Annotated in this window: 19 protein-coding genes; 4 read left to right on the top strand and 15 right to left on the bottom strand. The window is 36.5% G+C overall.

Annotated elements, in window-relative coordinates:
- The first annotated feature begins 26 nt into the window (after positions 1–26).
- Complete coding sequence (locus JML65_RS00690; RefSeq protein ID WP_047485307.1) at positions 27–683, top strand: GDSL-type esterase/lipase family protein; 657 nt, start codon at positions 27–29, stop codon at positions 681–683.
- Between the two features lie 62 nt (positions 684–745).
- On the opposite strand, the gene JML65_RS00695 is transcribed toward JML65_RS00690, so the two are convergent.
- The 4 genes from JML65_RS00695 to JML65_RS00710 all read right to left on the bottom strand — a co-directional run bounded on the left by JML65_RS00695 (position 746) and on the right by JML65_RS00710 (position 4,994).
- Complete coding sequence (locus JML65_RS00695) at positions 746–2,098, bottom strand: DEAD/DEAH box helicase (protein WP_047485309.1); 1,353 nt, start codon at positions 2,096–2,098, stop codon at positions 746–748.
- A gap of 276 nt (positions 2,099–2,374) precedes the next feature.
- On the bottom strand, positions 2,375–2,884 hold the full coding sequence (locus JML65_RS00700; protein WP_237390753.1) for a hypothetical protein: 510 nt from the start codon (positions 2,882–2,884) through the stop codon (positions 2,375–2,377).
- 119 nt (positions 2,885–3,003) lie between these two features.
- On the bottom strand, positions 3,004–4,653 hold the full coding sequence (locus JML65_RS00705) for an ABC1 kinase family protein (RefSeq protein ID WP_202269612.1): 1,650 nt from the start codon (positions 4,651–4,653) through the stop codon (positions 3,004–3,006).
- Between the two features lie 131 nt (positions 4,654–4,784).
- The gene (locus JML65_RS00710) at positions 4,785–4,994 is read right to left on the bottom strand and encodes a cold-shock protein (protein ID WP_202269613.1); all 210 of its coding nucleotides are present in this window, start codon (positions 4,992–4,994) and stop codon (positions 4,785–4,787) included.
- A gap of 196 nt (positions 4,995–5,190) precedes the next feature.
- On the opposite strand from JML65_RS00710, the gene JML65_RS00715 reads away from it, so the two are divergent.
- A complete protein-coding gene (locus tag JML65_RS00715; RefSeq protein WP_167449345.1) occupies positions 5,191–5,355 on the top strand; it encodes a hypothetical protein in 165 nt (54 codons plus the stop codon).
- A gap of 202 nt (positions 5,356–5,557) precedes the next feature.
- Positions 5,558–6,202, top strand: a complete 645-nt coding sequence (locus JML65_RS00720) for a hypothetical protein (RefSeq protein WP_202269614.1) — start codon at positions 5,558–5,560, stop codon at positions 6,200–6,202.
- Between the two features lie 95 nt (positions 6,203–6,297).
- On the opposite strand, the gene JML65_RS00725 is transcribed toward JML65_RS00720, so the two are convergent.
- The gene (locus tag JML65_RS00725) at positions 6,298–7,806 is read right to left on the bottom strand and encodes a carbon-nitrogen hydrolase family protein (RefSeq protein WP_047485319.1); all 1,509 of its coding nucleotides are present in this window, start codon (positions 7,804–7,806) and stop codon (positions 6,298–6,300) included.
- 39 nt (positions 7,807–7,845) lie between these two features.
- Between JML65_RS00725 and JML65_RS00730 the strand changes: the two genes are divergently transcribed.
- Positions 7,846–8,283, top strand: coding sequence for a hypothetical protein (locus JML65_RS00730; RefSeq protein WP_202269615.1), 438 nt, complete (start codon positions 7,846–7,848; stop codon positions 8,281–8,283).
- Between the two features lie 325 nt (positions 8,284–8,608).
- Here the strand turns inward: JML65_RS00730 and guaA are convergent, their stop codons facing one another.
- From guaA to JML65_RS00780, 10 genes are all read right to left on the bottom strand, one after another.
- Positions 8,609–10,168 (bottom strand): glutamine-hydrolyzing GMP synthase, encoded by a 1,560-nt coding sequence (guaA, locus tag JML65_RS00735; protein ID WP_373866352.1) that lies wholly within the window; start codon positions 10,166–10,168, stop codon positions 8,609–8,611.
- Between the two features lie 114 nt (positions 10,169–10,282).
- The gene (gene purD / locus JML65_RS00740; RefSeq protein ID WP_047485326.1) at positions 10,283–11,521 is read right to left on the bottom strand and encodes a phosphoribosylamine--glycine ligase; all 1,239 of its coding nucleotides are present in this window, start codon (positions 11,519–11,521) and stop codon (positions 10,283–10,285) included.
- An 88-nt stretch (positions 11,522–11,609) separates the two neighbouring features.
- Positions 11,610–13,127: a bifunctional phosphoribosylaminoimidazolecarboxamide formyltransferase/IMP cyclohydrolase gene (gene purH, locus JML65_RS00745; protein WP_047485328.1), complete on the bottom strand. Its 1,518-nt coding sequence runs from the start codon at positions 13,125–13,127 to the stop codon at positions 11,610–11,612.
- A 168-nt stretch (positions 13,128–13,295) separates the two neighbouring features.
- Positions 13,296–13,859 (bottom strand): phosphoribosylglycinamide formyltransferase, encoded by a 564-nt coding sequence (gene purN, locus JML65_RS00750; protein WP_202269616.1) that lies wholly within the window; start codon positions 13,857–13,859, stop codon positions 13,296–13,298.
- A gap of 142 nt (positions 13,860–14,001) precedes the next feature.
- Positions 14,002–14,994, bottom strand: coding sequence for a phosphoribosylformylglycinamidine cyclo-ligase (purM, locus tag JML65_RS00755; protein ID WP_047485331.1), 993 nt, complete (start codon positions 14,992–14,994; stop codon positions 14,002–14,004).
- A gap of 308 nt (positions 14,995–15,302) precedes the next feature.
- On the bottom strand, positions 15,303–15,854 hold the full coding sequence (locus JML65_RS00760; RefSeq protein WP_202269617.1) for an NADPH-dependent FMN reductase: 552 nt from the start codon (positions 15,852–15,854) through the stop codon (positions 15,303–15,305).
- Positions 15,855–15,954: 100 nt separating this feature from the next.
- Positions 15,955–16,683 carry a pirin family protein gene (locus tag JML65_RS00765; protein ID WP_047485334.1) on the bottom strand — a complete coding sequence of 243 codons (729 nt, stop codon included), beginning with the start codon at positions 16,681–16,683 and terminating at the stop codon, positions 15,955–15,957.
- Positions 16,684–17,070: 387 nt separating this feature from the next.
- On the bottom strand, positions 17,071–18,489 hold the full coding sequence (locus JML65_RS00770; RefSeq protein ID WP_202269618.1) for an MFS transporter: 1,419 nt from the start codon (positions 18,487–18,489) through the stop codon (positions 17,071–17,073).
- A complete protein-coding gene (locus tag JML65_RS00775; protein ID WP_202269619.1) occupies positions 18,489–19,007 on the bottom strand; it encodes a nuclear transport factor 2 family protein in 519 nt (172 codons plus the stop codon). Before JML65_RS00775 ends, JML65_RS00770 begins: the two co-directional genes overlap by 1 nt.
- 7 nt (positions 19,008–19,014) lie before the next feature.
- On the bottom strand, positions 19,015–20,874 hold the full coding sequence (locus JML65_RS00780; protein ID WP_202269620.1) for a glycoside hydrolase family 13 protein: 1,860 nt from the start codon (positions 20,872–20,874) through the stop codon (positions 19,015–19,017).
- Positions 20,875–20,978: the final 104 nt, after the last annotated feature.

Below are 20,978 nucleotides of genomic sequence, written 5' to 3' on the forward strand. Positions count from 1 at the left end.
TTTATCTGAAATTAAAAATTGAAACAATGAAGAAGATTCTCTCAGCATTTCTCTTGCTGTTTTTTGTCATTTCCTTTTCTCAGGAAAAAAAGCCAATGTTTTGGCAGGATATCCAAAATTTCAAAAAAGAAGATCAACAGAACCCACCAGCTAAGGATGCTATTTTGTTTTTAGGAAGTTCATCTTTTACCAAATGGACTGATGTAGCGTCTTATTTTCCTGACAAAACCATTATCAACAGAGGATTCGGTGGCTCAAGGCTTACAGACCTCAATGATTTTGCGGATGATCTCTTAGCGCCCTATCAGCCTAAACAGATCATTATTTATTGTGGTGAAAATGACTTCGCAGACAACCACCAGCTGAAAGCTCAAAAACTAGTTAACCGTTACAAGGCTTTCTATAAAAAGATCCGTGAAAGATTTCCGAATATTGAAGTGGATTATATTTCAATAAAGTACTCGCCTAGTAGAGAGAAGCTGTGGCCCCAGATGAAAGAAGCCAATAAAAAAATTGCTGCTTTTATGAAAAAACAGCCTAACGCTGAATTTATTGATGTTACCAAAGCCATGGAAGATGCCAACGGAAATGTAAGAAAAGATATTTTTGTGGAAGATATGCTTCATTTTAAACCTGAAGGATACCAAATCTGGAAAAAGGTTTTGGATCCTTATATGAAATAAACTATTTTCAAGAATAGCATAAAAAAAAATAGGCTGTCTCAAAAGCGAGGCAGCCTATTTTTTTATTTCTTTCTCTTAGATTTTGATATTGCCTTTTGCTGAGCTCTGTTGGCTCCAAATTTTTTCGGCTCTTTTCTTTTTGAAGGCCCACCCCAGTTTTCCTTTTTATTCTTATCCTTTTTCTCATGAAATGCTCCTCCTCCTTCATTCAGTTTTACCTGTACAGGGTTCTTCATGATCACTTCATCTTTCTCAGAAGCAATCTTGGCAGGATTAATTTTCACCCCTTCAGGGAAATCATTAAAGATTAATTCTTTATCCATCAATAGCTCGATATCAAGGATCAAAGGCTCTTCTTTCTTCGTTACGAAAGTGATTGCTTTACCGTCTTTATCTGCTCTACCGGTTCTACCGATTCTGTGGATATACTGTTCCGGAATATCAGGTGTTTCAAAATTGATAACATGAGTAATATTGGAAATATCAAGACCTCTGGCCATAACATCCGTGGTAATCAATCCTCTGATCTCTTCATTTTCAAAACTTTTCATTGCCTTAAGCCTGTAGTTTTGAGATTTATTTGAGTGAATTACATCAAACTGACCAGGAAATAACTCATCAATTTTCGTAAAAAGAAGGTCAGCATGTCTTTTATTGTTATTAAAAATAAGCACCTTAGACATATCCGTCTTAGTCTTCAATAAGTGTTCAAGTAAATTGATTTTGGTATTGAAGTTTTCAACTTTATATGCTGTCTGTTCTATTTTTTCAAGTGGAGTACCCGATTTTGCCAATGAAATTTCTATCGGACTGGCAAAATACTCATCCAGCATCACATCTACAGCTTCAGTCATGGTTGCAGAGAAAAGAATATTCTGTCTCTTCTCTCTCATCATTTCAAAAATATGGGTAAGCTGTGGTCTGAAACCTAAATTAAGCATCTCATCAAACTCATCGATAATCAGTCTCTGAACTTCTTTCAGGGAAATGGCATTATCTATGGAAAGGTCCATTACCCTTCCCGGAGTACCTACCAAAATATCGCAACCGTCATTGAATAACAGTTTTTGAGTATTGATATTTTTCCCTCCATATATTCCAATTACTCTTGCAGTAGTATTTACAGTCAGTTTTTCAAGAATTTCAGCTACCTGAACTACTAATTCTCTGGTAGGAACAAGTACCAAAACAGTCGGATTCCCTGCTTTATTATATTTCCATGTTTTAAGAACTGGCAGAAGATAGGCTAATGTTTTTCCGGTTCCGGTCTGTGCAATTCCCATTACATCTCTTCCGGAAAGAATAGGCTTTATACTCTTCTCCTGAATTGGAGTAGGTTCAAATAATTCCATATCCGCTAAAACATCAAGAATTTTAACCGGCAGGTCAAAATCTGCAAAAGTGAGTTTTTCCATTTTGCAAAGATAGGTATTAAAATGTATAATGTAAAATTTAGGTTGTAAGAGGTAGACAGAAGGCGCAGTGACAGTATTGGAGAAGAGCGGGATGTGTAGAGACAGCAGACGGAGAGACTTGGAGATTTGAGACTTGAGACTGTATAACCAATAATCAGCAGCTTTTGATGTCAAAGATCATGTTTTTCAGAGAATGAAGTCCGGATATAAGATGTGAGATTTCAGACCTGAGTAAAAACCGGATAATCATCAGTTTTAACCTCCGATTCTTGATTTTTAATTTATTTTAAGGCTTTTACTGCTCACTTTAATGTCATCATTCTCCCATTTGCTTGAGGTAATGATGACATATCCTTTCTTTTTAGGATCTTTTTTAATAGGAAATTTTTCGTCTTCCCACTGATTACAGTGTGTAGAGATAGGAGGAACTAAAGGTTTCCAGCCGGTTTCACTTAATGTATATGCATAAAATGGGTGCCAGCAGCTTGTGCACCATCCGGGATAAAAGCCCATCTCATCTTTTCCGTCATCATTAAGATCTCCCAGGTTATATAAAGCACCGTCATAGGCTGGAGAAATTATGAATGGTTTTATCTTTTTATCACTGAAATAAATAGTTGTTTCACATTGTCCGTCACAATCATCATTACAGTCACTGACTTTAGTATAGGCATATTCTTTTGTTCCATTGCCATCAAAATCTCCCAATACTCCTTTTTCAGAAGTGATCTGAGCCATAAACAGTGAACTACAGAAGATAAAAGCAAGTATACTAAGTGTTCTCATTGTTATTTTTGTTTTTTATGGGATAGGCGATTTTGAAGTTCGGGTTGTACATGTATTCACTTATAGTGCAAAGTCCTGTTCAAAAACTCTCAACTCTTAACTCTCACCCCCTACCTCTCCTACTTCCTTGTTATTCTGAGTAAAATGACTAGAACTAAAATGACTGAAAAAACAAACCCTAACACCGCGACCAGAGAAAGCTCTCCTATCCTCGGTCCTGATTCGGAGGCAAAAACAATGGCCGTAGCAATAATATTGGCTCCCAGCACCATGGTAAGAATCAGATTGGTCACACTGGATTTTATCAGCTGATTTGTCTTTTCTATATTTTTGATTTCACTGGAAACTGTAAATTTATTTTCATCCAGTTTTTGAAGTACAGAACGGAGCTCTCTGGGAATTTCATCTACATTATCAGTAAAATTCATCATTTTATCCAATCCTGTTTTTAAAATATTCTTGGGATTGATCTTTTTTGCGAATATTTTTTTAGTGTAAGGATGAAGACTTTTTACAATATCCAATTCAGGGTTGATATTCCTGCCCACTCCTTCTATCAGGCTGATTCCTTTAAACAAAAGATAAAAATAATCGGGCATATAAAGCCTGTTATCTTTCAGGATATCCTTCATTTTATTGATGATAACCTGAATATTAATTTCCTGCAAGGATGAGCTGTGTACAAAATTCAGAATATCTTCTACATCATTTTCAAACCTTCTTTCGTCAGGAATCTCATAGCTTATTGCCATCTTTTTGAGATAGCGAACTATTTTATGTGGATTTTTGGCCACAAAGCTTACGATCAGGTTTTCAAGAATCTCTTTATCGTTAGGCTGAATTTTACCTACTGCACCAAAATCAATGAAGACAATCTTTCCATCCTTTTTTACTAAAATATTTCCGGCATGTGGGTCTGCATGAAAAAATCCATAATCTAAAATCTGAGAAACAAAAAGCCTCAATCCTGCTTCTGAAACTTTTACAGGATCAATATGATTGGCTAAAAGGGCTGATTTATCGGTAACCTTTATTCCATCAATAAACTCCATACAAAGAATATTGTTATTGGAAAATTCTTCGTATATCTTGGGAACGTAGGTTTCTTTATTGTTTTTAAAATTAAGACGAAACTGCTGGATATTATTTTTTTCGTTGATCAGGGAAACCTCTTCCAGTAATGATTTTTCGAAAGTAGAAATGGCCTGTTTCAGGTTGAGCTTCTCTCCTATTTCGGAATAAGCAGACAAAAGCTTTTCTAAATCTTTGATGAGCAGCAAATCATCTTCAATCACAGATTGTACATCAGGTTTTCTGAGTTTTAAGATCACCGGACTTCCATCCTGTAAGACGGCTTTATAAACCTGGGCGATAGAAGCTGTAGCCAGGGGTTCTTTCTGAATCTCCAGAAAATGGTCTTTTACAGAAATATTAAATTCATTTTCGAGAACATCTTCTACGTCCATCTCTACAGTTTCTACTTTGTCCTGTAGTTTCTGTAGTTCCTGAATCAGCTCCGGTGGCAAAAGATCTTCCCGGCTGCTAAATGTCTGTCCCAGCTTTACAAAAGTAGGTCCCAGCTCTTCCAGCACCAATCTGATCCTTTCATAAACGGTCCCTTTTGAGATAATTTCATCTGAATTGGCTGAAACTTCTTCCTGCTTATTTCCCCCGTTCATTCTTGCCAGCATATCTTTAAAACCGTATTTACTCAGTACGGAGATGAGCCTGGCAGATCTTTTCAGTTTTCGTTGCTGCTTGTCGAACATAATATATCTATAATAGGTGCAATTTACTCCAAAAACCGTTCCCAAGTATGTTTTTATAAAAGTGTTTAATAAAAAAACTGCCAGAACACTGACAGTTTTTTTGCACTCATCTTTTAGATTTATTTATCATTCTAGTCATTATCTATTACCCTGACATTTTCTGCCTGAGACCCTTTTGGACCCTGTACGATATTGAATTCTACAGTCTGCCCTTCCGACAAAGATTTCGAAGAGCCGACAATCGCTGAATGATGACAAAAAATGGTATTTTCACTTCCTTCCAGGGTAATAAAGCCATATCCTTTCTCTGTGTTATACCATTTTACAGTTCCTTTTTGCATAATTTTTTAGTTTTTATTAAAAAATAAATATAATCATTCTAAAGCAGATATTAAAAATTTCAAATACATAATCAACATTTTACAGCATTAAAATCAATCATAATAATAAAATTCTAACATTAGTGATAAAGTGTAATATATTTTTTTATATTTACAGCGTACAAAAAATAAAACAAACCAATAAAAGTATTACAAAATGAAAAATTTACGTAACAACAAACTTTCAAGAGAACAATTAAAAGGTATTGCAGGGAGTGGTATCATCATCGGTAACTGCTCACATCAGTGTTGTCCTACTGATGGAAGACCTCAGTGCCCGGGATTGATTTGCCCCGCTGTAGTATGTCCGCAGTATAAATAATAATAAATTTTAGGTCCTGACAATGGATAATAGTTAAATCCGGAGAGTTATCTCCGGATTTTTTGTTTCTATTCATCACAATAAAAAAATATATCTACAAATGGAGAATTTCGAACAATAAAAAAAGGATTTGGGATAATAAGAAAGATTCTTCTGCAACATACATTTGTAAGAGAACAAATAAATAGTAAAAAAACAAATTATGTTTCAAAAAATTATTTCAACAGGCCTGCTTACCCTCTTACTTGTAATGGTCACTCCCCAGGTAAAAGCACAAATGGGTTCAGTCAACTCAATTGCCACAGCAATGACTTCTAAAATGGATTATCTAAATCTTACTGAAAGCCAAACGAATAAAGCCTTATATTTTAATAAAGTGGCAGCCGAATCCCTGGATGCCCTTGATGAAAAAGTGGGAGACAATTCCAATATTCTGAATAACAAAGCCATTTCCAGTGAGTTACTAGGAATTATGGTACAGCGCGACAAGTCATTAAGAACAATCCTGACTCCTGAGCAAATAAATAAGTTTGAGACCAACAGAATTAAAGAGCTGGCCGGTTATAGAACTTTAGTGATGATTTCTTTACTCGATCTTACTGATGAGCAGATTCCACAGGCTTATACCATCAATCTTAAGGCCGCAGAAGGGATGCAGAATGTGCTGGATAAAAGGAACAAAAGCAAGAAAAAAACAAATGATCAGGAAGCACGCCGCATCGTTACTGATGGGTTTAAAAGCGTCGATAAAGATTTTGAAGCTATACTGAGCCCGTCACAGGTAAAAATATACAAAGAGAATGAGCAACTACTCATAGATGCTGTAAAGAACAACAAAAAGGTATAAGTACGCTATATTTATACGGCTCCAATTTATTAATAGATTCGTTTTAAACCACCTCAGTACAGAGGTGGTTTTTAAGTATGGTAATTCTTATATTATTATTTCAGGTAAGTATCATAAAGGTCTTTTCTCCTGTCATTCATGACCTGTACTGAGCCATTATGATGAAGATCTTTGAGTAAGTTTAAATCTACATCCACAATTAAGGTCATTTCCGTATTTGGGGTAGCTTCCCCTTTCACGGCATTAGACGGAAAAGCAAAGTCTGAAGGAGTAAATACAGCAGCCTGTCCAAACTGGATGTCCATATTATTAACCCCCGGAAGATTTCCTACACATCCTGCAATGGCTACATAACATTCATTTTCAATAGCTCTTGCAGCAGCACAATGGCGCACTCTGATATAGGCATTCTGGGTATCTGTAAGATAAGGGACAAATAATATCTTCATACCCTGATCTGCTAAAATTCTCGGTAATTCCGGAAATTCTACATCATAGCAAATCACGAGGCCTATTTTGCCACAGTCGGTATCAAAAACCTTAATTTCATTCCCTCCTTTCATTCCGTAATATTTCCTTTCATTCGGGGTAATATGGATTTTTCTGTATTCATCTATGCGACCGTCTCTGTGCAGCAGATAACTTACATTATACAAATCATTATTATCATGATCAAAAACGGGCATACTTCCGGAGATAATATTTACATTGTAGCTAATCGCCAGTTCGGAAATTTTGTTTTTAATATCCTCACTTAATTTGGCAAGTTCTATCATACTGTCTCTTTCTGATAGTTTATTGAAGGGTGCCAGCAAAGGGGTATTGAAAAGTTCAGGGAATAATACAAAGTCTGATTTGTAGTCTCCCATTACATTGACAAAAAACTCTACCTGTTCATAAAAGGCATCAATATTCTTAAAATGCCTCATCTGCCATTGTACCAGTCCTAAACGGATAATGCTGTCCTGCATGGTATTCGGTTTTTTACTGTAATAGATATTATTCCATTGCAGCAAAACGGCATTTTCCAGTGACGATTCGTCTTCAGGAAGGTATTTTTTCAGAATTTTTATAGGCAGAAAGTTATTGGAAAGCTGGAAGGACAACACAGGATCATAAATTTCCTTGTCTCTCACCCTGCGTATATATTCTCTGGGAGAAAGCTCATGACTGTATTTATGGTAGTTTGGAATCCTTCCACCCAGAATAATTGATTTCAGATTAAGAAGCTCACATAATTCTTTCCTAGCGTCGTAAAGCCTTCTTCCCAGGCGCAGCTCACGAAACTCAGGATCCACAAAAACCTCGATTCCATATAATACATTTCCTGTTGACAAATGGGTATTAAATGTATAATTCCCTGTAATATCCACATAGGTGTGGTCATCCCCGAACTCATCATAGTTCACAATAATGGAAAGCGCTACGGCAGCCAGTTTTCCATCTACTGTAATACAGATTTGACCTTTGGGAAATATCCTTGTAAGTTTTTCAATGCTTTTTTTAGACCAGATTGATTCCGACATCTGGGGATAGGCACGCTTCATTGTTACAACCAGTTCATCATAATCCTGAACACTCAGGGGTCTTGTTTCTATTTGCATTTGATGTAATTTTACCTAAATTTAGGAAAAAAAATTCACTTGAGCTCTTATAGACAAAGTGCTTTCACAACCATTTATATAAATTTAACAGTGGATATAACGGCAATTTTACAAAAAGCTATTTATGCAAATATGAACTGGAAACATTCTATTTTCTTCTCCGTGATAGAAACTCTATCACATCATTATATAACTGATATAGAAATTGATAGCGAAAAAATTTCTGTCCTATCCACAGAAAATAAAATCATAGGATATATTTGTCTAAATTATCCGTTAATTTTTATTGAAAACAATTATGCGTCACAAGTAGATAATATTCTTAGTGCATTTGATAGTATACAATATATCAGGGTTAAAACGCTGCATGATCAATACTTATCCATAGATCCTGATATCTATAATACTTGTTTTGATTATATGGAGAATCTAACTTCTTTTTCTGCTGAAGATTTTTATTTCTGTAATGTAACCTAAGAAATTTCACTCTAATGTTGAAAAGAACGAAGCATGAAAAGAATCTCAATAATCAACTTAGTTACATCACTGATTTACATAATGTTATCAGTGTATTTTCAGTCAGACTTTTTTCTTGAGTTTACTCCGGTTATTCTGCTTGTTTTAATTATTAATTTTTATATAATTCATCAGCACAACAAAAAGGTAATTTTACATATCATTAATGGTGGTCTCCTCTTAATATTAATTTATTTTTTAAGTATTGGAGTTGCTTTAAGCCAAGATTGGTAACAAAAAATCCTGCCCAAAAGGGCAGGATTTATATTGTCAATTCAATTCAAGCTTATTCCCACTCAATAGTTGCAGGTGGTTTGCTTGAAATATCATAAGCTACTCTGTTGATTCCTCTTACTTCGTTGATAATTCTGCTTGAAACAGTATCTAAGAATTCATAAGGAAGTCTGCTCCATGTTGCGGTCATGAAGTCGATGGTATTAGCAGAACGAACTACTGCTGTATATTCGTAAGTTCTTTCGTCTCCCATTACTCCTACAGATTTTACAGGAAGAAGAACTACAAATGCCTGAGATACTTTTTCGTAAAGGTCATTTTTATATAATTCTTCAATGAAAATATCGTCAGCTTCCTGAAGTATTCTTACTTTCTCAGCATCTACAGCTCCTAATACTCTGATTCCTAATCCTGGTCCAGGGAAAGGGTGTCTGTATACCATGTGATGAGGAATACCCAATTCTTCTCCTACCCTTCTTACTTCGTCCTTGAAAAGCTCTCTTAATGGCTCTAATAATTCGAATTCCATATCTTCAGGAAGACCTCCCACATTGTGGTGAGATTTAATAACTGCCGATGGCCCGTTTACAGACTGGCTTTCGATAACATCAGGATAAATGGTCCCCTGAGCAAGGAATTTTGCACCTTCAATTTTGTGAGATTCTTCATCAAAAACGTGAATAAACTCGTTTCCGATAATCTTTCTCTTCGCTTCCGGATCATCTACTCCCGCTAATTTTGAAAGGAATCTTTCCTGAGCATCTACCATTTTAATGTTCATATGGAAATGTTCTCCATATTGATCCATTACTTTTCTCCCCTCATCTTTTCTCAATAATCCTGTATCTACAAAGATACAAGTCAACTGGTCACCAATTGCTTTATGAATCAACACTGCTGCTACCGAAGAGTCTACACCTCCTGAAAGACCAAGGATTACTTTGTGGTCTCCTACTTTCTCACGGATTTCTTCAACTGTTTTTTCGATATAGTTAGTCAGCTTCCAGTTTTTCTCTGCATTACAAATTGCAAAAACAAAGTTTTCCAGCATTTTCCCTCCTTCTTCGGTATGCGAAACTTCCGGGTGGAACTGAACACAGTAGATTTTGCTTTGTTCATTGGAAATAGAAGCAATTACTCCTGATTTTGCATTTAATTCAAAACCTGCAGGAAGCTCCCCCACTTCATCAAAGTGGCTCATCCAAACCACAGAGTTTTGAGTAACCCCTTTTAATAAAGAGCTCTCTTTAACGATTTCCAGGTTTGCTTTACCATATTCTCCTTTTTCTCCTTTATTTACTTTACCTCCTAAAAGGTGAGCTGTCATCTGCATTCCGTAGCAAATTCCCAATACAGGAACTCCCTGCTCATATAATGCTTTCTCAACCAGGTGAGCATTTTCTGCATTTACAGAGCTTGGTCCCCCGGAAAGAATGATTCCTTTGGGTTGTTTTGCTAAAATATCTTGTAAAGGTGTATTGTAAGGTAAGATTTCAGAGTATACCCCCATCTCACGGATTCTTCTTCCGATAAGCTGGTTGTACTGGGATCCGAAATCTAAAATAATAATACCGTTGTTCATTTTTGATGATTGATTTTTTAAAGATATCAGATGTAAGACATCAGATTTTTAGGTCTGAAGTCTGAGATCTAGCATCTTATTTAATATTAACTGTTTTACAAAAAAAGACTTGGAATGTCTCCAAATCTTTTTCCGTGATTTTTATTAGAACTTTCCGATGTCTTCTCTGTAGAAGCCGTAATCGAAATGTACATGGCTTGCATCTTCGTAAACTTTCTTGCGGGCATCTTCGAAAGTAGCTCCTGTTGCTACAATATTCAGAACTCTACCACCATTGGAAACCACTTTGTCTCCTTTTCTCATAGCCCCTGCGTATAATAATTTACTGTGGGTTACTTTATCTTCTCCTGTAATCTCGAAACCTGTTTCGATATTTCTTGGATACCCTCCCGAACACATAACAAGACATATTGCTTTTTCGTCTTTAAACTTAAGCTCAATATCTTTTCCATCCATACAATCCTGAATTACATCCAGAAGATTGTTTTCCATAAGAGCCATCAATACCTGAGTTTCAGGATCTCCGAATCTCATGTTGTATTCAAGAAGATAAGTTCCTTTTTTAGTGATCATTAATCCGAAGAAAATGATTCCTTTAAAGCTGAAACCTTCTGCTTTAAGACCTTTAACGGTAGGCTCTAAAATATTCTGTTCGAAGTCTGCATAATGCTCCTGAGTAAATTCAGGGCTTGGTGCTACTGAACCCATACCTCCTGTATTAGGTCCTGTATCTCCTTTTCCAGCCTTCTTATAGTCTTTTGCTGCGATACAAGGGAATAATTTTTCTCCGTTAGAGAATGCAATAATTGAAGCCTCAAAACCTTGTAAATATTCTTCAATAACTAAACGGATACCGGCATCACCATAGATTCTTCTGATCATGAAATCATGGATGGTAGCTTCTGCCTCTTCAAGTGTATCACAGATTACCACTCCTTTTCCGCCTGCTAAACCGCTTGCTTTGATTACTAAAGGATATTCCTGTGTCTGTACATATTCTTTAGCTTCGTTATATGAATCAAATACTACAGCTTTTGCTGTTTTGATATCATAGGTCTGCATAAACTTCTTAGAGAAAGCTTTACTTCCTTCCAAGCTTGCCACTTTTTGAGTAGGACCAAAAACTTTAAGATCGTGCTGCTTAAATTCATCCTTTAAACCGGCTACCAATGGAGCCTCAGGACCTACAATCGTTAAGTCAACTTTTTCTTTAATAGCGAAATCTCTAAGTTCTTTGATTTCTGATAAATGAACATTTTTTCCTATTACATCGGTAGTAGCATTCCCGTTGGCAAAAAACATTTTAGAAATTCTAGGGTCATTCTGAAGTTTTGCCGCTAGAGCAGATTCTCTACCGCCTTCACCTATGATTAATATTCTCATACTTTATTTATTATCTAGTCTAATTTACAAATATATAATTTTGAATGCTATAAATACAATCCCTAATTATTTTTTAATTCTATTTTAATTAGTGGAAAAAGTGTCTCACACCTGTAAACATCATTGGGATGCCGTGTTCATTGGCAGCTTCTACACTGTCCTGATCTTTTACACTTCCTCCTGGCTGAATGATAGCTTTGATACCTTCCTGAGCGCAGAAATCCACTACGTCACGGAAAGGGAAAAATGCATCAGAAGCTAATACAAGATCTCCTGAGAATTTTTCTTTTGCTCTTTCAATAGCCTGTTGTGTTGCCCAGATTCTGTTGACCTGTCCTCCACCGATTCCGAAAGCCTGAACTCCGTTGGAAACAACAATAGCATTTGACTTCACGTATTTTACCACTCTCTGTGAGAAAAGTAAAGCTTTTTTCTGTTCTTCAGTAGGCTGTACCTCAGTAACTACCTTGATATCATCAGAGAAGTAAGTATCGTTATCCTGAACCAAGATACCACCGTCTACTTTTACCCAAGTCTGCTTATCAGAAACAGGGTTTACAATTTTGATGATTCTTAAGTTTTTCTTTTTTCTTAAAACTTCCAGCGCTTCTTCGTCAAAATCCGGAGCCATCACAATCTCAAGGAACGTTTTGTTCAGCTCTTCAGCTGTTGCAGCATTTATTGTGTAGTTCATTGCAACAATTCCGCCAAAGATAGAGACAGGATCACATTCGAAAGTTTTTTGGTAAGTTTCCAAAGCTGAAGTTCCGATAGCCACACCACAAGGTGTAGAATGTTTCACGGCACAACAAGCCATTTCTTCTTTGAATTCAGTAACTACTTTCCAGCAAAGGTCCATATCACGTAGGTTATTGAAAGAAAGCTCTTTACCTCCAAGCTGTTCGAAGTCTTTCATTGCCCCGTTTTCAAAAGTAGAAACATAGTAAGCTGCTGTCTGATGAGGATTTTCACCGTATCTTAAGTCAGAAACCTTTTTATAAGATGCATTTAAGTAGGTAGGATATTCCTCATCTAAAAGCATTCTTGAAATAGCAGCATCATAAGCGGAAGTAAGGTTGAATACTTTTCCTGCCAGCTTTTTACGGGTTTCGATGTAAGTATCTCCGTTTTGTTCCATTTCTAGTTTTACTGCTGTATAGTCTTCCACATCAGTAATTACAGTAACGGAGTCAAAGTTTTTTGCTGCAGAACGAAGCATTGAAGGGCCTCCGATATCGATGAATTCTACCTTTTCATGTAAAGAAATGTCTTTATTTACATTTTCAAAGAAAGGGTAAAGGTTTACGATAACCATGTCTATCAGACCAATTCCGTGTTCCTGAACGGTTTTCATGTGCTCCTCGTTGGTACGAACAGCCAGTAATCCTCCGTGAACTTTAGGGTGTAACGTCTTCACCCTACCGTCCAACATTTCTGGGAAATTGGTAACCTCATCAATCTGAATGGGATTTAAACCAGCGTCTTTCAAATGTTTGAACGTTCCTCCTGTAGAGATCAACTCATAATTCTGAGCTTCCAAAAACTGCGCGAATTCAATTAATCCACTTTTGTCAGAAACACTGATTAAAACTCTCTTTTTACTCATTTTACTTTCAATTTTTTACTTTTTACAGCTATTTCAAACTGTGTCCGGGTCTTTCACCTCCGAACTTACTTTTATTTTACTTAGATTTTCTTATCAATGTATCAATCTAGTAATGTAACAATACCTTTATTATTGGTAAACTGCTACACTAGTACATTGGTATATTTATTAATTTCCCAGGACCTTATTGATCGCTATAGGAAATATTTCATATTCAATCTGGTGAACTTTTCCTGCCAATGTTTCAGGAGTATCTTCCGGTGTTACTTCAAAAGACTTCTGAAGAATAGCTTCTCCTTCATCAATTCCGGGAGTCACAAAATGTACCGTAGCACCACTTTCTTTTTCTCCGGCTTCTATCACGGCATGATGCACGTTCATCCCCCACATTCCTTTTCCTCCGAATTTGGGAAGTAATGCAGGATGAATATTGATTATTTTACCTGTCCAATTCTCACAGAATTCAGATTTTAAAATGGATAAGAATCCTGCCAATACGATTAAATCTGTATTTTCAGGGATTATCTTAGCCAGCTCACTGCTGAAATTTTTTCCTCTTGGAATGAGTACAGTATCTATATGATGTTTTTTTGCTCTTTCCAGTCCGTAGCATTCTCTGTCAGCTACTACCAAAGCTACTTTTGCATTTTGGATTTCTCCAGCTTCAATAGTATCTATGATTCTCTGCAGATTGGTTCCTGAACCGGATACAAGTACAACGATGTTCTTCATATTTTTTTTGCAGCCTTGTCAAGGTTTAGAACCTTGACAAGGCTTTCTTTAATTAGCCCCGATTGCAGCGGCATCCTTTTTTGAAATGGCTTTGTAAAAAAGCATTGGCGAAAAAGATATAGCGAAAAGCGGGATTAAGCTTCTAAAATTTTAAATCGATTTTTTCTGCTCCTTCAGTGATTTCTCCGATTTCGTAAGCATCATCCAAAAGGTGCAATACTTTTTCAGCATGCTCAGTATCAACTACGATGATCATCCCTACTCCCATATTGAAAGTTCCGTACATTTCTTCACGTGCAATTCCACCTCTTTTCTCCAATTCAAGCATAACACTTGGAATTTTAACTTTGGAAGCGTCAATAGAAGCACATAATCCTTCCGGAATAATTCTAGGAACGTTTTCGTAAAGTCCTCCACCTGTGATGTGAGCAATTCCTCCTACTTTCACTTCTTCCAATACTTTATGAATATCTTTGAAGTATAATCTTGTTGGAACTAAAAGTGTTTCATATAAAGGTTTTCCTTCAAACTCTTCTTCAAAGTTCGGGAATACTTTTCTTACTAAAGAGAATCCGTTTGAGTGGAATCCTGAGCTTGGTAATGCAATGATTTTGTTACCTGCTTTAATTTTAGAACCGTCAATAATCTGGTCTTTTTCTACAATTCCTACACAGAATCCAGCAACATCATAATCTCCCGGCTGGTACATTCCCGGCATTTCAGCAGTTTCTCCACCAATCAATGCACAGTTGTTGTCCTTACAAGCTTCTACCATTCCCAGCACGATTTCTGCTGCGATTTCTGAATCCAGCTTTCCACAAGCTAAATAATCCAGGAAGAATAGTGGTTTTGCACCATGACAAAGGATATCATTAGCACACATTGCAAAACAGTCGATACCAATGGAACCATATTTTTTGGTATCCAAAGCTACTTTCAGTTTTGTTCCTACTCCATCTGTTCCTGAAACAAGGACTGGGTTTTTATATCCTCCGATTTCATAGAAAGCACCAAAGCTTCCCAACTGATTCAGTACATTAGAATTATGGGTTTCACCGACCGCTTTTTTGATCTTGTCAACCGTTTTGTACCCTTCTTCTTTGTCTACTCCTGCTGATTTGTAAGTGTTGCTCATGTTTAATAATTTAATAATGTAACAATATATCAGTTTAGCAATATAACAATAGCTTCACTTTGGAAACCGGAGAATTGGTAAATTGGTACATGAGTATATTGGTACATTTTATTTTAATAATTACTTTTTATATTCAATTTAGAAAACAAAAAAGCCGACAATCTTTTCAGATTATCGGCCGTTATTTTATCTCAGAATTTCAGAGCCCACAGTTTTCCCTTTCTCAGAAAAACATTGTTTATAGGAGGTCTGAATTTTCATCTCTTTTCTTTTTGCAAAAATAGTAATTTTAAATGAATATTCAAATTCTATTTTTCAAGGATCGATTCAATGGCTGCAATCTTCTTAATTTTTTCTTTTAATTCGCTGTCTTTCTCTTCGTTAGAAATCTTCTGACCTGCTTTATCAAAATTATCATTAAAGAAAGGAAGTGAGAATGTTTCTACTACATTTCCACCGTGGAAAGGGAAACGCTTTGATGCTGCTTCCAAAACTCCGGCTCCTCCTCTACCTCCAGGGGATGTAGACATCAATAACATTGGTACTTCATTCCATACGGTTCTGTCCTTGATTCTCGATACCCAATCGAATACATTTTTAAATGCTGTAGAATAGGTTCCGTTATGTTCTCCTAAAGAAACCAGTAATAAGTTTGCTCCATCAATTTTGGCTGCAAAATCATGGGCTTCCTGAGGAACACCACCTGCTAATTCTCTCTCATGCTTATAGATGGGCATTTCGAAAGGATTCAAATCCACTACCTCTACTTCTGCATTTTCAAATAATGTTGATGCATAAGCCACCAACTGCTTGTTCATTGAAGCCTCAGAATTACTTCCTGCTATTGCTAAAATTTTCATATGTAGTATTTATTTTTTTGTATACAATCACCATCTGCAAGAATTTCGTTGATGATCATTCTATATTGTTTTTAATTTTTAAGGATACAAATTTAGTTTTTTATTTAAGATAAGCGGGCAATTCCATGGGCACTTCCATTAATAGTACTTCTGTGTCTTCCTCTGCTTCAATATTAAAGCTTTGGGTATCCCAGATTCCCAACCCGTCTCTTTCATTGAGGATACGGTCGCCCACTTTAGCACTTCCTTTTAAAACAAAAGCATAGACTCCGTTTCCTTTTTTGTTGAGCATATAGTTTTTACCGTTTCCTTTTTTAAAATTAGCCAGATTAAACCATGCATCCTGATGGATCCAAACTCCGTCATCATTTTTATTTGGTGACAAAATCTGTTGAAAACCATTGATCTTTTCTCCTTCTTTTATGCTTTTCTGATCATATCTCGGTTCAACATCCAATTCTTTAGGAAAAACCCAGATCTGTAGAAATTTTACCGCTTCATCTTTATTTTTATTGTATTCGCTGTGCATTACACCGGTTCCGGCACTCATCACCTGGATTTCTCCTTTTTTGATCACTGCTGTAGTTCCCATTGAATCTTTATGTTCCAGATCTCCTTCTAAAGGAATGGATATAATTTCCATATCTCTGTGAGGGTGTGTTCCGAATCCCATTCCCTGAGAAACGGTATCATCATTCAATACTCTCAAAACACCGAAGTTTGTTCTTTCTCTGTTTTGATAGTTTGCAAAACTGAATGTATGGTATGAATTTAACCAACCATGATCGGCATGGCCTCTTGAATCTGCTTTATGATATACTGTTTTCATTTCTGTGATTATTTATGGTACAAATGTACGGGATGTACAATAGGAAATTGTTGATGTAGGTTAAGAAAGGAAATTGTTGAGAGAAAAGGTAGGAAGCTAAGATTTCCTATAGGCTTATGAAGTTCCTGTATGATATATTGTTTACACGCAAGGACGCTAGTTTTTTTTCCTGCCTAATGCTTTAGGACGCAAGGATTTTATCTGTGATAAAATTTCATGCCGCGAATATCCTTTTTTTCCGAAGATTGAGCAGATTATATGAATAAGCGCAAATATCTGTGTTATCCGTGAAATCTGTGGGAGACTAATAGATTCTGAATAGTATAGATTTAAGTTTTGGCTAAAGCCCGCTCCTATTGATATTTCAAATTTTAACTTATTCAATGTTTAAAAATGCACCTGTTTGATCTCCTCTTCAATTTCCTTAGGAGTTTCATCTTCTGATTTAATAAAAATCATGGTCACTACAGCTCCTATCAGCATGCAAACACCTCCTACCACAACATAATCCATGGCCTGTTTTCCGAAAACACCGCTTACAACAGGACCTCCGAATAAACCATTGATGATCTGCGGAATGACAATAAAGAAATTGAATATTCCCATGTAGACTCCCATTTTTCTTTGTGGAATCACTTCAATAAGCATAGCATAAGGCATTGCCAGAATACTTGCCCAGGCAAAACCTAATCCAATCATTGATATCCATAAATTGCTGACATCTTTAATGAAATACATGGAAACTAGTCCCAAACCTCCACACAATAAAGCCAAAGCATGAGTTTGTTTCTTACCGATCAGTTTTGCTATAGGTGTCAATAAAAAAGCGAATGGAATTGCCCATAGATTATACATTCCGAAAAGCTTTCCGGTTAAATCTCCGGCATCATTAAATGCTTTGGAATGGGTATCTTCGGGAGAAAGTCCAAAATGATGGGTTGCCAGAGCACTTGTGGTAAATACCCACATCGTAAATAAAGCAAACCATGAAAAGAACTGGACGATTCCCAGCTTTTTCATCTGTACAGGAATTGCTGCAAAGTCTTTGAAAATATCCGAAAACTTAGATTCCTGTTTTTCTACTTCTTTCCCGTCTTCAAAATCAGCAAACTCCTGCGGTGAATATTCTCTGGTTGTCATGATGGTGTACAGAATTGATATAATAAGCAATCCTGCTCCTATATAAAAGGAATAGATCACATTATCTGCTACAAATCCTGCTGGGGCTTCGTTGGAAATTCCCATTTTTGTTAACCAATCCGGCAAATAAGAGCCCAATACAGCCCCGATTCCAATCAGAATTGTCTGTACTGAAAATCCTATTGTTCCCTGATGTTTCGGGAGCATATCTCCTACCAAAGCTCTGAAAGGCTCCATCGCAATGTTTACGGAAGCATCCATCATAGCAAGGAATATTACGGCTAATAAAAGAGCATTGGCTGCGAACATCTGAGTCACAGAAGCAGCATTGGGAAGAAGCACAAGCCCTATAGCACATAAAACAGCTCCAATTAAAAAGTAAGGTTTTCTTCTTCCCAACGGGCTCCATGTATTGTCTCCCATATGTCCAATGATAGGCTGAACAATTAGTCCTGTAACAGGAGCAACCAGCCAGAACCATGATAATTCGTGAACATCCGCACCTAAATTACCCAAAATACGGCTTGCATTTCCATTTTGTAATCCGAAGGCCATTTGAATTCCAAGGAATCCCATACTCATGTTAATAATCTGAAGCATGGATAAGTTTGGCTTTTTTCTTCTTCCCAATGCCCCCGAATTATATCTCCCCATCATTTCTGCCATTATGACTTCAGTTTTTGAATTAATGCATCTTCGATAGGTGTTTTTTCTATCACCACTTTATCCACTACCTCATTAGGAACCGTTACAGAAAGGACGTATTGCTTTACCTTCCAATTTCCATTGATTTTTTCTACCACTCCTGAACCCCTGCATATTTTCATTTGGGTATCCAATAACTCATCAAACCAGGCCAGCTTTCCATCTTTACTGAAATAAATATTTCTTTTAAGAGAGGTAAAGTTCCAGGTTCTCTTTTTGTCAAAGTGAGGTTTTGCCCAAACCATGAATTCTTTTTTATTCCAAACTTCGGTAGCATCTGTTCCAATAAAGGTAGATTCATCCGCAAAGAAATTAAAATAGACGTTGTAATCTGCTTTTGCGGCTGCTACATTAAAGGCATCAAGCATGGTACTGATTTCCGACTTTTCTTTTTCAAATCCATTTTTTGATTGTGCGGAAAGTACAGAGAATCCCAATAAGAACAGGATCAGTGTATGTACTGTTATTAATTTTTTCATAAAGTAATTATTTTTCAAGTTCGATGATCAATGGGGTTTTTGCAGAAATATTGATCGTATTTTGCAACATAAATTCTTTTCCTGAAATAACATCTTTTCCTTTTGAAAATCCTTTGAGTGATTCTGCAAAACGTTTTAAGTCTAACGTCTGATCTTTTTCATTATTATTCACAATCACCATTACGCTTTCTTTTTCGTTATATCTGAAATAAGTAAAAATACCATCCTGAGGAACGTAATTTTTAGTTTTACCGTTATGGATCACCTCTTTACCTTTTCTCCAGTTCAGTAATTTGCTGGTGAACTGAAAGAATTCTTTTTGTTCAGTGGTTTGTTCAGACGGATTAAATGCATTCTGTTTATCTGATTTCCATCCGCCGGGAAAATCTCTGCGGATATCTGCATCTCCTCCTTTGTTTTTATCTCCACGCATTCCTATTTCAGATCCGTAATAAATCTGGGGAATTCCGCGGACTGTGGAAATCATGGCAAGGCCCATTTTATAAGCTTTGGGATCTGCATTGAAGATTTCGTTCCACCTTTCGGTATCATGATTTTCAAAAAAAACCAGCACATTATTAATATCCGGATATAGGAAATCGCTGGTAAAGGAATCATAAATTTTTATCATTCCTGTATTCCAGCTTTCTTTTTCTTTAAAAGCTTTAGGCATATCTGCAAACAGCATAAAATCCATTACTGACGGTAAATTGGAATTATAGCCTGCTGCTTCTCCTGTTTTGGAGTTTTTCTGCCAGGCTGAAATTTGCCCTGCTGTATATAGCCAGGTTTCGCCTACGATATTAAATTTGGGGTATTCGTCGGTAATCGCTTTGGCCCAATTTGCCATCGCTTCTTTATCATTATAAGGATAGGTATCTACACGGAAACCTCCTAATCCTGCATATTCTATCCACCAGATCGCATTTTGTGTCAGGTATTTTAAAACTAAAGGATTGTTTTGATTGATATCAGGCATTGTTTTATCAAACCAGCCATCCAGCGCATATTTTTTATCAATATCTGAAGCATTGGTATCAAACTGTGTGGTGGTTTTATAATTGGAACGTTTGAAGCCTTCATCTCCGTCCTTAAACCAATGGATCCAATCTTTTGTTGGAAGATCTTTGATCATCCAGTGTGAAGTTCCCCAGTGGTTGGTCACATAATCCATCACCAGCTTCATATTCCTTTTATTCAGTTCGTGGGATAAACTTTTGTATTCTTCGTTGGTTCCGTATCGGGAGTCTATTGTATAGAGATCCGTTTGGGCGTATCCGTGATAGGAATAGACTTTTTCATTGTCTTCATTCACCGGAGTTAACCAGATTGCTGTGGCACCAAGGTTCTGAATATAGTCCAGGTTATTAATGATTCCCCGAAGATCTCCGCCATGTCTGCCATTGGGTAAACGGCGGTCTACTTTCTCTGTCAGTTCCGGTTTGGAATCATTCTTTTCGTCACCGTTGGCAAAACGATCCGGCATAATCAGGTACATGACATCTTTTGAGGTAAAAGATTCCCGGTTTGCAGAATTAGGTTCTCTCTGTTTCAGTTCGTATATATAAGAGGCTAGATTCTTCTTCCCTTTTTTGATATTGATGGAAAACTTAGGAACATTTATTTCACCTGTATTGACAGTAATAAAAACATAGTTTGGATTTTCAACTTTCTGAACACCCTTAATCTGTATACCATCTGAAAGAGTGATTTCATGATTCGCGATATCTTTCCCGTACACTAAAAGCTGTAGTTCGGGGGTTTTCATTCCCTTCCACCAAAATGCCGGCTCTACTTTTTCCAATGTTTTTTGAGAAAAAGCGGCAGAAGCTACGGAAAGGGCTAATGCTGCATAAATTGTCTTCATAGTAATGGACAATTTAGCATTAAAAATTTAAATACAGACATTATTTATAATTCAATCATTTTTAGAAGACTATTTTACTTCTTCATTTTCTCCTTTGAGAATAT

Source organism: Chryseobacterium sp. KMC2, assembly GCF_016756935.1.
Classification (GTDB): Bacteria; Bacteroidota; Bacteroidia; order Flavobacteriales; family Weeksellaceae; genus Chryseobacterium; species Chryseobacterium rhizosphaerae.